The following is a 14,027-nucleotide window of genomic DNA, read 5'->3' as shown; positions in this document are numbered from 1 at the left end:
TTTAATTACAAAGAAGAATCAACATAAGAAAATCAACTTTAACCGGGAAATAAATTAATGCATGGCTATTAAAATCGAAGTTAAGAATCTATATAAAGTTTTTGGCGATAATCCCGACCGCGCGTTTAAATATATTGAAAAAGGGATCACTAAAGAAGCGCTGCTGCAGAAAACCGGTCTGTCTCTTGGCGTTAAAGACGCCAGTCTGGCCATTGAAGAAGGCGAGATTTTTGTCATCATGGGGTTATCCGGTTCCGGTAAATCCACTATGGTTCGCCTTCTCAATCGTCTGATAGAACCTACCCGTGGCCAGGTCATCATTGACGGTGAAGATATTGCGAAAATATCGGACAGCGAATTACGACAGGTGCGCAGAAATAAAATCAGCATGGTATTCCAGTCATTTGCGTTAATGCCACATATGACGGTATTGAATAATGCCGCATTTGGTATGGAATTATCCGGCGTACCCATGGCAGAGCGTCAGGAAAAAGCGCTTGATGCACTGCGCCAGGTCGGTCTGGATAATTATGCTCATGCATACCCGGATGAACTTTCCGGCGGCATGCGTCAACGTGTCGGATTAGCCCGCGCGTTAGCCATTAACCCCGATATATTATTGATGGATGAAGCCTTCTCTGCGCTCGATCCGTTAATTCGTACCGAAATGCAGGATGAGCTGGTCAAACTGCAGTCGCGCCACCAGCGGACCATCGTCTTTATCTCGCACGATCTGGATGAAGCGATGCGTATTGGCGACCGCATCGCCATCATGCAGGGTGGTGAAGTGGTACAGGTCGGTACGCCGGATGAGATCCTCAATAACCCCGCCAACGACTATGTGCGCACCTTCTTCCGTGGCGTGGATATCAGCCACGTATTCAGTGCGAAGGACATCGCCCGCCGCAGTGCTGCCGCGCTGATCCGTAAAGCGCCGGGACTTGGCCCACGTTCGGCAATCAAACTGTTGCAGGATAACGACCGTGAGTACGGCTACGTGCTGGAAAAACAACGCTTTGTCGGCACCGTCTCCGTCGACTCGCTGAAGGCTGCGCTGGCAGAGGGAGCGGGGCTCGATCGCGCGCTGCTGGACAGCCCCCAGGCGATGCCTGCTGATACCACGCTTAACGATTTGCTTTCCCATGTCGCACAGGCTCCGTGCGCGGTGCCGATTATCGATGACGAGGGGCAGTACGTCGGCATTATTTCCAAAGGTATGTTATTGCAAGCATTAGATCGTGACGGAGGCCAGCCATGAGTGAACAAACCCGTAACCAGTGGGACTCTGCAACCACAAATCAGAGCGCGCCGGCTGATGCCAGTCAGGCCACCAGCGGCAGCAGCGACCCATGGGGAGCGCCGAATGCCGCGACAACCAGCCAGCCAGCAGCCGACTCTGCTACCGGCAGCAGCGATGCCTGGGGGGCTTCTTCTGGCGCTTCACACGACGCGGCAGGAAGCGGCGACTGGCTGAATAGCGCCCCGGCACCGCAGGTGGAGCATTTTAATATCCTCGACCCGTTCCATAAAACGCTGATCCCGCTCGACAGCTGGGTGACCACCGCGATTGACTGGGTTGTCACCCACTTTCGTCCACTGTTCCAGGGGATCCGACTGCCAATAGATTATATCCTTAGTGCCTTTCAGCAGCTGCTGTTGGGCATGCCGGCCCCGGTGGCAATTATCGTTTTTGCCCTGATAGCCTGGCAGCTTTCCAGCCTCAGTATGGGTGTCGCCACGCTGGTGTCGCTGGTGGCAATTGGCGCTATCGGCGCATGGTCTCAGGCGATGGTGACGCTGGCGCTGGTGCTGACCGCCCTGCTGTTCTGCATTGTCATTGGCCTGCCTTTGGGCATCTGGCTGGCACGCAGTCAGCGCGCGGCGAAAATTATTCGCCCGCTGCTGGATGCAATGCAAACCACGCCAGCATTCGTCTACCTGGTGCCGATCGTGATGCTGTTTGGCATCGGTAACGTGCCGGGCGTGGTGGTAACCATTATCTTTGCCCTGCCGCCGATTGTGCGTCTGACTATCCTGGGTATCAAGCAGGTGCCTGCTGACCTGGTGGAAGCCGCAGAATCCTTCGGTGCCAGCCCGCGTCAGATGCTGTTTAAAGTCCAGCTGCCGCTGGCGATGCCAACCATTATGGCCGGGGTCAATCAGACGCTGATGCTGGCGCTGTCGATGGTGGTTATCGCTTCGATGATTGCCGTAGGCGGTCTCGGCCAGATGGTGCTGCGCGGTATCGGCCGCCTGGACATGGGGCTGGCTACCGTCGGCGGCGTCGGCATCGTTATTCTGGCGATCATCCTTGACCGACTCACGCAGTCAGTGGGTAGAGACAAACGCAGTCGCGGCAACCGTCGCTGGTACGCCAGCGGCCCGCTGGGTCTGTTGACCCGCCCCTTTATAAAATAATTCTCTGGCGGCACGCCACCGTGCCGCCCGCAACCTCCGCTCGACCAAACATTAAGGAATCGCTATGCGCAAGACAGCACTGCTGGCCGCCGCGTTCATCACGCTGGCCGCCGCCCAGGTTTCTGCCGCCGATCTGCCGGGTAGGGGCATTACCGTGAAGCCCGCTCAAAGTACCATTACCGAAGAGACGTTTCAGACGCTACTGGTAAGCCGCGCACTGGAAAAACTGGGCTATACCGTTGACGATCCCAGTGAGGTTGATTACAACGTCGCCTACACCTCAATTGCTGCCGGTGATACCACTTTTATGGCCACCAACTGGCGACCGCTGCACGATGATATGTACCAGGCGGCGGGCGGCGACGCCAAATTCTACCGTCATGGAGCCTACGTGCAGGGCGCCGCCCAGGGTTATCTGATTGATAAGAAAACCGCAGACAAGTACCACATCACTAATATCGAACAGCTGAAAGATCCTAAGCTGGCCAAACTGTTCGATACCAACGATGACGGCAAAGCCGACCTGACCGGCTGTACGCCGGGCTGGGGCTGTGATGATGTGATCACCCACCAGATCAAGGCTTACGGGCTTAGCAATACCGTTACGCATAACCAGGGCAACTACTCGGCGATGATCGCCGACACGATTACCCGCTTCAAAGGCGGCAAACCGGTGCTGTACTTCACCTGGACACCTTACTGGGTAAGCGATGTGCTGGTTCCGGGTCGCGACGTGGTGTGGTTGCAGGTGCCGTTCTCATCCATGCCGGGCGCGCAGAAAAATGTCGATACCAAGCTGGCAAACGGTGCCAACTACGGCTTCCCGGTTAACTCCATGCACATTGTGGCGAACAAAGAGTGGGCGCAGAAAAACCCGGCGGCGGCAAAACTGTTTGCCGAAATGAAGCTGCCGTTAGCGGATATCAACGCGCAGAACTCGCGTATGCATCAGGGCCAGTCTTCCGACGCGGATATCAATGCGCATGTCAATGGCTGGATTAAAGCGCATCAGGCACAGTTTGATGGCTGGGTGAAAGACGCGCTGGCTGCCGGGAAATAACCGACAGGTGGGTTGTCGCCCCCGCATGCGGCAACCTGCTGACGCTATAGTGGCTGACCAACAACTTTTGGTCAGCCTGCAGTTCGACGGTTGATGCCGTCAATCTGGTTTGTCCTGTTAATTATCATGTGAGTGAAATAGTTTTTTAGGTTATTATTAGTCTATAGGACATTTCTTACACTCATATTTGGTTTTTATGAAATCCCCCCATCAAGCTCTTACACCCGCTTTAGTGACGCTGATGTCAATTGCCACCGGCCTCTCCGTGGCATGCAACTATTATGTGCAGCCGCTGCTGGCCACTATTGCCCATACTTTCGGCCTCTCATTCCATCAAGCGGGATTTATTGTCACCACGGCACAGCTGGGATATGCCGCCGGGCTGCTTTTTTTGGTACCGCTGGGTGACATGCTCGAACGTCGTAGCCTGATTGTGTCGATGAGCTTGCTGGCAGCGGGGGGATTGGTGATCACCGCTATGTCCTCAACGCTTCCGCTTATGTTGCTGGGTACGGTGCTGACCGGGTTGTTTTCAGTGGTCGCGCAGATCCTTGTGCCGCTGGCGGCAACGCTCGCCGCGCCGGAAAAACGTGGCAAGGTGGTTGGCACCGTAATGAGCGGTCTGCTGCTGGGGATCCTGCTGGCGCGAACCGTGGCCGGTGGGCTGGCAGAGCTGGGCGGCTGGCGCAGCGTGTTCTGGATAGCCAGTTTACTGATGGTTTTGATGGCGCTGGCGCTGTGGCGCTATCTGCCGCGCTATCAGCAGTCGTTAACGCTCAATTATCGCCAGCTGCTGGGATCCATTTTCACCCTGTATGCGCGTCATCCCGTGCTGCGCACCCGGGCCATCACCGGTTGCCTGGCGTTCGCTAACTTCAGCGTGCTGTGGACCTCCATGGCATTTCTGCTGTCTTCGCCGCAGTGGAACTATTCAGTGGGCGAGATTGGTTTGCTCGGCCTGGTCGGGGCGGCAGGAGCGCTGGCGGCTCGTCATGCCGGTGCACTGGCGGATAAAGGCCATGCCCGGCTGACCACCAGCGGAGGGTTGCTGCTTTTACTGGCATCGTGGGGCATTACCGCACTGGGCGCTCACTCTCTGCCGGCGCTGATTATGGGAATTATCTTGCTCGACCTTGCGGTTCAGGGCGTGCATATCACCAATCAGAGCGTGATCTACCGCCATATGCCGGAAGCACGTAACCGACTCACTGCCGGTTATATGACCAGTTACTTTACTGGCGGAGCGGCCGGGTCATTATTGTCGGCATCGGCTTTTCAGGCAGCAGGATGGTATGGGGTCTGTACTGCTGGCGTTCTGTTAACCCTGTGTAATTTGATTATCTGGTGGCGTGGCCATCACCAGGAAGCCGCAACAGAGTGATTTTTTGAATCATAATTGGCGCTTTTTAGATTTTACGGCCTGTTAAGACAATTCCCGCTCTGTTATGGTTAGGCGCAATTTATTAAAGATGGTTATGTTTTTCAGTAAAATTTTTTGGTGATTGCAAATCAGCCATTTGTCATCGTAGTTATTTCCCCGTCAGAGGGATCCCCTATGTATGGTAATGATATCGCTCTCATCCACGTTTTACTGGGTATTGCAAACCAGCCATCATTTCCTGACCGGATGATGCCGGACCTTTCAGGTTCCGCCTCTCCTGTTATGATTTATCATTATACGCACAGCATTGTTTTCGTGGCTATTTAGTGGCCTGGGTTATGGAATGACCGTGAAACTACGGATGATGACTACGGCAATGTGAAAATCTCACCGACGGTAAAGTCGCATTACCCATTAATCACCATCATTATTATACCCGTTGCAACTAGTGAGGTTCATTTATAATGGAAAGTTCATTTACTCCCATTGAACAGATGCTGAATTTTCGTGCGAACCGCCATAAAGATTTCCCATTGCAGGAGATTATGCTGACGCGCCTGTGTATGCACATGCAGAGTAAATTGCTGGAAAACCGCAATAAAATGCTGAAAGCACAGGGAATTAACGAGACGCTGTTTATGGCATTGATTACGCTGGATGCACAGGAAGACCACAGTATCCAACCGTCTGAGCTTAGCGCTGCCCTCGGCTCTTCGCGCACTAACGCCACGCGTATCGCTGATGAGCTGGAAAAACGCGGTTGGATCGAGCGCCGTGAAAGTGACAACGACCGCCGCTGCCTGCATTTGCACCTGATGCCAAAAGGCGACGAATTCCTGCGCCAGTTGCTGCCACCGCAGCATCAATGCCTGCAACTTTTGTGGTCGGCATTGAGCGAAGCCGAAAAGGCGCAACTGGAAGTCATTACTCGTAAACTGTTGAATCGTTTAGATCAAATGGATGAAGAAGAAGTCGTCGCTTCCCTGTCACGTTAATTAGCCACTCAATAGCATATTGTGCGACACAACCCGAGTCGCAAATCGCTACCTTACTCCCCGTCATTTTCCCTTATGCCAGCGCTAACCCGCTGGCATTTTAAACTCAGACGATAGCCGCCATGATGTCAGCAGCACGGGTGGGCAAGAATTCAGGAGGATATCATGGGCGCAAGTGCGGCGGCGCAGAAGCCACAGCAGCCGGAAAAGAAGAATAAGACGCGCAAAACGACATTGATTTTTCTGGCCCTGTTGCTGGTGATGATTGGCATTGCTTATCTGGCATGGTGGTTACTGGTATTACGTCACTATCAGGAAACCGATGATGCCTACGTTGCCGGAAATCAGGTGCAGATGATGGCTCAGGTCGCGGGCAGCGTCAACAAAGTGTGGTTTGACAACACGGATTTCGTTAAAAAAGGGGATGTGCTGGTCACCCTTGATCGCACCGATGCCGGCCAGGCATTTGAGAAAGCGCAAACGGCATTAGCCACCAGTGTGCGTCAGACACATCAGCTGATTATTAACGGTAAACAGCATCAGGCGGCGATAGAGCTGCAAAAGACCGCGATGGAACAGGCACAGGCGGATTTACGCCGCCGCGAGCCGCTGGGGGCGGCAAATCTGATTGGTAAAGAGGCCCTGCAGCACGCGCGGGATGCGGTAGCCACTGCCAAAGCGCAGCTGGATGTGGCGATGCAGCAGTACAATGCCAATCAGGCGATGATCCTCAATACCACGCTGGAAAACCAGCCTGCGGTGAAAAAGAGTGCCGCCGAACTGCGCGATGCCTGGCTTACTCTGCAGCGCACCAGCGTAGTCAGCCCGATTGATGGCTATGTATCACGCCGTAGCGTACAGGTCGGTTCGCAGATTGGCACCACCACGCCGCTACTGGCTATTGTCCCGGCGAATCATCTTTGGGTAGACGCAAACTTTAAGGAAACCCAACTGGCTGGTGTGCGTATCGGCCAACCGGCCACCGTGCTTAGCGATATTTACGGTGATGACGTGGTCTATCACGGTAAAGTGGTTGGGCTGGATATGGGTACCGGGAGCGTGTTCTCGCTGCTGCCCGCACAAAATGCCACCGGTAATTGGATCAAAGTGGTACAGCGCCTGCCGGTACGTATCGCCCTCGATGCACAGGAAGTGGCAAAACATCCGCTGCGCATCGGGCTGTCGACGCGGGTGAAAATAGATACCCGCAGCAGTGAAGGAGCGGTGCTTGCCACCAGCGTGCACAGTAAACCGGCTTACGCCAGTGATGCGCTGGTGCTGGATCTGGCTCCTGCGAACCGACTTATCGCCGATATTATTCGCGCTAATGCCAGCTAAATCAGCGGGGAATGATATGGCGCGTCAACCGCTTACGGGTATGCCGCTGGTTTTAATGACCATCGCGCTGTCACTGGCCACTTTCATGCAGGTACTGGATTCCACCATTGCTAACGTGGCCATCCCGACCATTGCCGGCAACCTTGGAGCCTCAAACTCACAGGGCACCTGGGTGATCACCTCTTTTGGCGTGGCGAACGCCATTTCCATTCCGCTAACCGGCTGGCTGGCTAAACGGCTGGGCGAAGTGAAGCTGTTTCTGTGGTCAACCATCGCCTTCGTCGTGGCGTCATGGTTGTGCGGCATGTCTGAAAACCTCACGATGCTTATTTTCTTCCGCGTCATTCAGGGGATCGTTGCCGGCCCGCTGATCCCCCTGTCGCAGAGCCTGCTGTTAAACAATTATCCCCCGGCGAAACGCAGCCTCGCGCTGTCGCTATGGGCAATGACGGTGATCGTTGCCCCCATCTGTGGCCCGATCCTCGGCGGCTGGATCAGTGATAACTACCACTGGGGCTGGATCTTCTTTATCAACGTGCCTATCGGCGTAGCGGTGGTGATCCTCACCTTACAGACGCTGCGCCATCGCGAGACGCCCACGGCGATCCGCCCTATCGATACCGTCGGCCTGGTACTGCTGGTCGTCGGCATCGGTTGTTTACAGGTGATGCTCGATCGCGGGAAAGAGCTGGACTGGTTTAGCTCACCGGAGATCATTACGTTAACCGTCATCGCCGTGGTAGCCCTGGCGGTGCTACTGGTATGGGAGCTAACGGATGACCATCCGATCGTGGATTTGTCGCTGTTTAAATCGCGTAACTTCACCATTGGCTGCCTGTCTATCAGCCTCGCTTATATGCTTTATTTCGGCTCCATCGTACTGTTACCGCAGCTGCTGCAGGAAGTATATGGCTACACCGCGACCTGGGCCGGGCTGGCTTCAGCCCCGGTGGGGATTATCCCGGTGATCCTGTCGCCGATTATTGGCCGTTTTTCCCATAAGCTGGATATGCGGCGACTGGTCACCTTTAGCTTCATTATGTATGCGGTATGCTTCTACTGGCGTGCTTATACCTTTGAACCCGGTATGGATTTTGGCGCTTCGGCGTGGCCGCAGTTTATACAGGGTTTTGCCGTGGCGTGCTTTTTTATGCCGCTGACTACCATTACCCTTTCAGGATTACCGCCGGAGCGCCTGGCCGCAGCTTCAAGCCTGTCTAACTTTACCCGCACGCTGGCTGGTTCGATTGGCACGTCGATTACCACCACTATGTGGAGCAATCGCGAATCGATCCACCACAGCCAGCTCACGGAGTCGGTGACGCCTTACAGTGTGAACAGTCAGGAGATATACGCGAAGCTGGAACAGGCGGGGTTGACTCACGATCGGGCATCGGCCTGGATTGCACAGCAAATCACCAATCAGGGGTTGATCATTTCAGCCAATGAAATTTTCTGGGCGTCTGCCGGGGTATTTCTTATCCTGCTGGTGCTGGTGTGGTTTGCCCGGCCACCGTTTTCGGCGGGTAACGGCGGCGGCGGCGCGCATTAAACAGGGCGGATAGCCGATCCGCCCTGTTTGAGGGAGCCATCGCTCCCTTTATTTGTCAACGCGTTACGCGTTCTGACGCCACCATTCAGCGAGTAACACGCCGGTCGCTACCGAAACGTTAAGGCTTTCTACGTTGCCGGTGCCACTGATAGAGACGCTGAGATCGCCCTGCCGGAAAGTGCTGTCCGACAGACCGTCACGTTCCTGCCCCAGCACCAGCACCATTTTAGCCGGCAGTTCCGCCGTGGAAAGCGGGACGCCCTGGTGGCTGGAGGTGGTCACAATGGTGTAACCCGCTTGACGGAAAGCATCCAGTCCGGCAGCAAAACTTTCGCCGCTGATGGCCCGAACATGCTCCGCGCCGCCCTCTGCGGTACGCACCGCAGCACCTGACTCCAACAGAGACGCATCGTCCACCAGCAAACCTTTTGCGCCAAAGTGCGCACAGCTGCGCATAATGCCGCCGAGGTTATGTGGGTTGCCGATATCCTCCAGCGCCACCACGCAGTCTTTCTGACCGGCCTGTGCCAGCCATTCGCTTACCGGCATACCAACACGTTTTTTAATCAGGAAGCAGACGCCGCCGTGGTGTTCCGTGCCGGATGCCTTTTGCAGTTCGGCGTCATCTACGGTGTGATATGCCTTACGGTTAGCCGCCATCCACTTTAATGCTTCCCGAAAGCGTGGCGTGACGCCTTGCACAAACCAGGCGCGAACGATAGATTCCGGGCGACTCTGGAACAATGCCTGGCAGGCATTTTCACCGTAGACGCGCGTCTCTTCCATACGCTGGCGGCGTAGCTGCTCAGGATTGATAAAGCTTTTCCCGCTGATCCCACAGTGATCGGGTTTGTCATCCGCCGCAGCGGCATTCGGCGCACGGGATACGGTACGCCACGGAGAGTCAGAACGCCCTTCGTCGCGATCGCGCCCGCCACGTGGCTTGCTGTCTGCATTGCGCGCGGGACGGCGTTCACCATCCTGACGATAACCACCTTTGCCGGTGCGCGGATTTTTACCGCTTTTGCTGTTTTCGTCATCGCCGCGAACATACATCACTTTGACCTTGTTGCTCTTACCTTTCAATTCGTCGTTCATTTTTCCTCCACCTGGGCTGAGCGCGAAGCGCGCAGATTACCTGATGTCGCGGTAGTTAGCTATCAACTTCCAATAAATGCGCCCGTTTTCCGTGTATCAGCATCAACAGCTGTGCGAGTTTACCTATTATACTTATTGAACGAATCACATTGTGACCCTCATCACCCATCCGCATACTGTTGGCTTATGTTCGGTAAACGCAGTAAGCAATCACTTACTCCTGAAACGAGGTGAAGAAATGAATACGGTTTGCTCATCCTGTCAGGCAACCAATCGCCTGCCGGCTGAACGCATTGCGCACGGTGCTAAATGCGGCCGCTGTGGTGACACGTTGTTTGACGGGCAGGTAGTGAATGCTACCGGCGAGACGCTGGATAAATACCTGCAGGACGACCTGCCGGTGGTTATCGATTTTTGGGCGCCCTGGTGCGGCCCCTGCGTGAACTTTGCCCCCGTCTATGAGTCGGTCGCCCGGCAACGCAGTGGTAAAATACGCTTTCTGAAAGTGAATACGGAAGCTGAACCGGCGCTGAGCGCCCGTTTCCGTATTCGCAGTATTCCAACCATCATGCTGTTTAAGCAGGGCCAGGTAGCCGATGTGCTGAGCGGAGCGATGCCTAAAGCGCCTTTCGAAGCCTGGCTGGATGAAAACCTGTAAGCATCTGAGCGGGCGGCTGAGGTCAGAATCCGTTAGAATGGCAGTTTTCGCTGATGACTGATAATGAACGATAACGCTGTTCTGCGCCTGCGCACCTGGCGACTCGCCCGCGCCACCCGCCCTTTCCTTGCCCGTGGTCATCGCATTAGTCGCTGTCAGGGCTGCCTGCTGCCGCATAAAAACTGCCTGTGCGCCACGATTAACCCGCGTGAGGCACGCAGCCGTTTTTGTCTGGTGATGTTTGACAGCGAGCCGATGAAACCGAGTAATACCGGGCGGCTGATTGCCGATATTCTGCCTGATACCCTGGCATTTGGCTGGTCACGCACCGAGCCGGATGCCGGGCTGCTACAGGCAGTGAAGAATGCGGATTATCAACCGATGGTGGTTTTTCCTGCATCCTATGCCGACCCCGGCCGCCCGGTACTGAACTCACCGCCGCTCGACGGCAAGCCCCCGCTGTTTATCATGCTGGATGGAACCTGGACGGAAGCACGTAAAATGTTCCGTAAAAGTCCCTGGCTGGACTCGCTGCCGGTGATGTCGCTCAATCTGACGCGCCCGTCAAATTATCAACTGCGCATGACCCACGCTGCTGGCCAGCACTGCACGGCTGAAGTGGCGGCAGAACTGCTGCTGCAGGCGGGCGATAGCGCGGCGGGGGAAGCGTTATTCAGCCACTTCGATCTGTTTCGCCAGCGTTATCAGGCCGGCAAGCCGCATCATCCGCTGCACCCATCCGCTGAGAATGAATCACCACCTGCTGCTCGTTAGCTGATGTACAACACAGCATCTTCGCCCACCCCGGAGTAGAATCAGAACACTATTTACTGAGGGAGCAACAATGAGCCAGCGTGGACTAGAAGCCCTGTTAAAACCCAAAACAATTGCGGTGATCGGAGCCTCCATCCGGCCGGAGCGCGCCGGGTATGTCATGATGCGTAATCTGCTGGCCGGTGGCTTCAGTGGCCCGGTGCTGCCGGTAACGCGGAAATACCAGGCGGTATGTGGCGTGCTAACCTCGCCAGATATCGCCAGCCTGCCACTCTTACCGGATTTGGCAATTCTCTGTACCCATGCGCGGCGTAACCTGAAATTACTGCATGCGCTGGCTGAGCGCGGTTGCAAAGCCTGCATCGTCCTCTCTGCCCCGCCCAATCAGTTGGCAGAACTGAAAGCCTGTGCCAGCCGCTGGCAAATTCGCCTGCTTGGCCCGAATAGCCTCGGCCTGATCGCCCCCTGGCAGGGACTGAATGCCAGCTTCTCGCCGGTGCCCGCCAGGCAAGGAAAGCTGGCTTTTATCTCGCAGTCGTCTGCGGTTTCCAACACCATTCTTGACTGGGCGCAGCAGCGCCAGCTGGGGTTCTCGTGGTTTATCGCACTGGGTGACAGTCTGGATATTGATGCCGATGACCTGCTGGACTTCCTCGCCCGCGATGGAAAAACCAGCGCTATTCTGCTTTATCTTGAACATCTTAGCGACGCGCGACGCTTTGTCTCTGCCGCGCGTAGCGCCTCACGCAATAAACCGATTCTGGTGATTAAAAGCGGCCGTAGCCCGCAGGCCCAGCGCCTGCTAAACACCCAGGGGGGTATGGATGCCGCCTGGGATGCCGCCATTCAGCGTGCTGGCCTGCTGCGCGTTCAGGACACCCATGAATTATTTTCGGCGGTGGAAACGCTCAGTCATATGCGCCCGCTGCGCGGAGAGCGGCTGATGATCCTCTGCAACGGAGCCGCACCGGCAGCATTAGCGCTTGATGCGTTATATGCCCGCAACGGTAAGCTCGCCACATTGAGTGAGCCTTTACTAACTTCATTAGCTCCGCTGTTGCCTGAAGGGATCGTGCCGGGTAACCCGCTCGACCTCAAAGATGATGCAACACCAGAGCGTTATCTGCTGGCGCTGTCGATGCTGCTTAACAGCCAGGACCTCGATGCGCTGTTGATCATCCACGCCCCCAGCACGGTAGCGCCCCCTGCGCTTACGGCGCGTAAAGTCATCGATCGGGTAAAACAGCATCCGCGCGCGCAGCAGATCGCCTTGCTAACCAACTGGTGTGGGGAGTTCTCCTCACAGGAGGCGCGCCAGCTGTTTAATGAAGCCGGAATTCCAACTTACCGTACCCCGGAAGGCGCGATCAGCGCCTTTATGCATATGGTGGAATATCGCCGCAACCAGAAGCAACTGCGTGAAACGCCGTCGTTACCGCTTAATCTGACCGCCAACACCAGCGATGCCCATCGTTTGATCCATCAGGCGCTCAGCAGCGGCATCACTTCACTGGATACTCACCAGGTGCAGCCGATTTTGCAGGCTTACGGGCTGAATACGCTACCCACCTGGATTGCCAGCGATAGCGTGCAGGCGGTGAAGATTGCCGCACAGATCGGTTACCCGGTGGCGTTGAAACTACGCTCGCCGGATATCCCGTATAAATCGGAAGTACAGGGGGTGATGCTTTACCTGAGAACGGCCGATGAAGTTCAGCAGGCGGTAGATGCCATCATCGGCCGCGTCAGTGTGGCATGGCCGCAGGCGCGCATCGACGGACTGATGGTACAAAGCATGGCAAACCGCGCCGGGGGGCATGAGCTGCGTATCGTGGTAGAACAGGACCCGCTATTCGGGCCGGTGATTATGCTGGGGGAAGCTGGCATGCCCTGGCAGGACGACCGCCAGGCCGCGATCGCCCTGCCGCCGCTCAATATGACGCTGGCGCGCTATCTGGTTAAACAGGGCGTTGCCAGCGGAAAAATACGCCGCCGCAGCACGCTGGAACCGCTGGATCTGGATGGGCTTAGCCAGGTGCTGGTGCAGGTCTCAAACCTGATTGTCGATTGCCCGGAAATTGTTGGTCTTGATATCCATCCGCTACTGGCCAGCGCTGGCGGCTTTACTTTACTCGACGTTACGCTCCGGCTGGCGCACTACCACGGCGTTGCGCAGGCACGGCTGGCAATACGCCCTTATCCCCAAGAGCTGGAAGAGGCCGTCCAGCTGAAAAATGGCCAGCGCGCGCTTTTCCGCCCGATCCTGCCGGAAGACGAACCGCTGCTACAGCAGTTTATTGCCCGGGTGACAAAAGAAGACCTCTATTATCGCTACTTCAGTGAGATAAATGAATTCACCCATGACGATTTGGCGAACATGACGCAAATCGACTACGATCGGGAAATGGCTATCGTCGCGGTGCGCCAGCACAATGGCCTTAATGAGATTATCGGCGTCACCCGCGCCATCTCCGATGCTGATAATATCGATGCGGAATTTTCTGTGCTGGTGCGATCCGACCTGAAGAGCCTGGGCCTGGGCCGCCGTCTGTTGGAGAAGATGATTGTCTATACGCGTCAGCATGGTTTACAGCAGCTGAACGGGATTACCATGCCGGGCAACCAGGGCATGATATCACTGGCGCGCAAGTTAGGATTCAATATCGATATCCAGCTGGAAGACGGCATCGTCGGGCTTACGCTACCATTGCGGGATGATCAGGCAGATCGTCAGAAGTAAATCTGCTACCATC

General features: G+C 55.8%; 11 protein-coding genes. 10 read left to right on the top strand and 1 reads right to left on the bottom strand.

Annotated features, from left to right (window positions below; all coding sequences use genetic code 11):
* Nucleotides 1–61 precede the first annotated feature (61 nt).
* The 7 genes from proV to emrB all read left to right on the top strand — a co-directional run bounded on the left by proV (nt 62) and on the right by emrB (nt 8,744).
* Complete coding sequence (proV, locus tag EPYR_RS04700; RefSeq protein ID WP_012667267.1) at nt 62–1,258, top strand: glycine betaine/L-proline ABC transporter ATP-binding protein ProV; 1,197 nt, start codon at nt 62–64, stop codon at nt 1,256–1,258.
* The gene (gene proW, locus EPYR_RS04695) at nt 1,255–2,418 is read left to right on the top strand and encodes a glycine betaine/L-proline ABC transporter permease ProW (RefSeq protein WP_012667266.1); all 1,164 of its coding nucleotides are present in this window, start codon (nt 1,255–1,257) and stop codon (nt 2,416–2,418) included. Before proV ends, proW begins: the two co-directional genes overlap by 4 nt.
* 64 nt (nt 2,419–2,482) lie before the next feature.
* A complete protein-coding gene (gene proX / locus EPYR_RS04690; protein WP_012667265.1) occupies nt 2,483–3,478 on the top strand; it encodes a glycine betaine/L-proline ABC transporter substrate-binding protein ProX in 996 nt (331 codons plus the stop codon).
* 196 nt (nt 3,479–3,674) lie between these two features.
* Nucleotides 3,675–4,859, top strand: coding sequence for an MFS transporter (locus EPYR_RS04685; RefSeq protein ID WP_012667264.1), 1,185 nt, complete (start codon nt 3,675–3,677; stop codon nt 4,857–4,859).
* 464 nt (nt 4,860–5,323) lie between these two features.
* Entirely contained in the window at nt 5,324–5,854 is a 531-nt protein-coding gene (gene mprA, locus EPYR_RS04680) for a transcriptional repressor MprA (protein ID WP_012667263.1), read from the top strand.
* Between the two features lie 165 nt (nt 5,855–6,019).
* Nucleotides 6,020–7,192 (top strand): multidrug efflux MFS transporter periplasmic adaptor subunit EmrA, encoded by a 1,173-nt coding sequence (gene emrA / locus EPYR_RS04675; RefSeq protein WP_012667262.1) that lies wholly within the window; start codon nt 6,020–6,022, stop codon nt 7,190–7,192.
* Nucleotides 7,193–7,208: 16 nt separating this feature from the next.
* Entirely contained in the window at nt 7,209–8,744 is a 1,536-nt protein-coding gene (gene emrB, locus EPYR_RS04670; protein WP_012667261.1) for a multidrug efflux MFS transporter permease subunit EmrB, read from the top strand.
* Nucleotides 8,745–8,807: 63 nt separating this feature from the next.
* Here the strand turns inward: emrB and EPYR_RS04665 are convergent, their stop codons facing one another.
* Entirely contained in the window at nt 8,808–9,842 is a 1,035-nt protein-coding gene (locus tag EPYR_RS04665) for a tRNA/rRNA methyltransferase (protein ID WP_012667260.1), read from the bottom strand.
* A 238-nt stretch (nt 9,843–10,080) separates the two neighbouring features.
* Between EPYR_RS04665 and trxC the strand changes: the two genes are divergently transcribed.
* The 3 genes from trxC to EPYR_RS04650 all read left to right on the top strand — a co-directional run bounded on the left by trxC (nt 10,081) and on the right by EPYR_RS04650 (nt 14,014).
* Complete coding sequence (trxC, locus tag EPYR_RS04660) at nt 10,081–10,500, top strand: thioredoxin TrxC (protein WP_012667259.1); 420 nt, start codon at nt 10,081–10,083, stop codon at nt 10,498–10,500.
* A gap of 63 nt (nt 10,501–10,563) precedes the next feature.
* Nucleotides 10,564–11,274: a tRNA-uridine aminocarboxypropyltransferase gene (locus EPYR_RS04655; RefSeq protein WP_012667258.1), complete on the top strand. Its 711-nt coding sequence runs from the start codon at nt 10,564–10,566 to the stop codon at nt 11,272–11,274.
* 70 nt (nt 11,275–11,344) lie between these two features.
* Nucleotides 11,345–14,014 (top strand): bifunctional acetate--CoA ligase family protein/GNAT family N-acetyltransferase, encoded by a 2,670-nt coding sequence (locus EPYR_RS04650; RefSeq protein ID WP_012667257.1) that lies wholly within the window; start codon nt 11,345–11,347, stop codon nt 14,012–14,014.
* Nucleotides 14,015–14,027 lie beyond the last annotated feature (13 nt).

It is taken from the genome of Erwinia pyrifoliae DSM 12163 (assembly GCF_000026985.1).
Lineage (GTDB): Bacteria > Pseudomonadota > Gammaproteobacteria > Enterobacterales > Enterobacteriaceae > Erwinia > Erwinia pyrifoliae.
The sequence above is the reverse complement of the archived record's forward strand: the minus strand, read 5'-3'. Positions and strand labels throughout refer to the sequence as shown.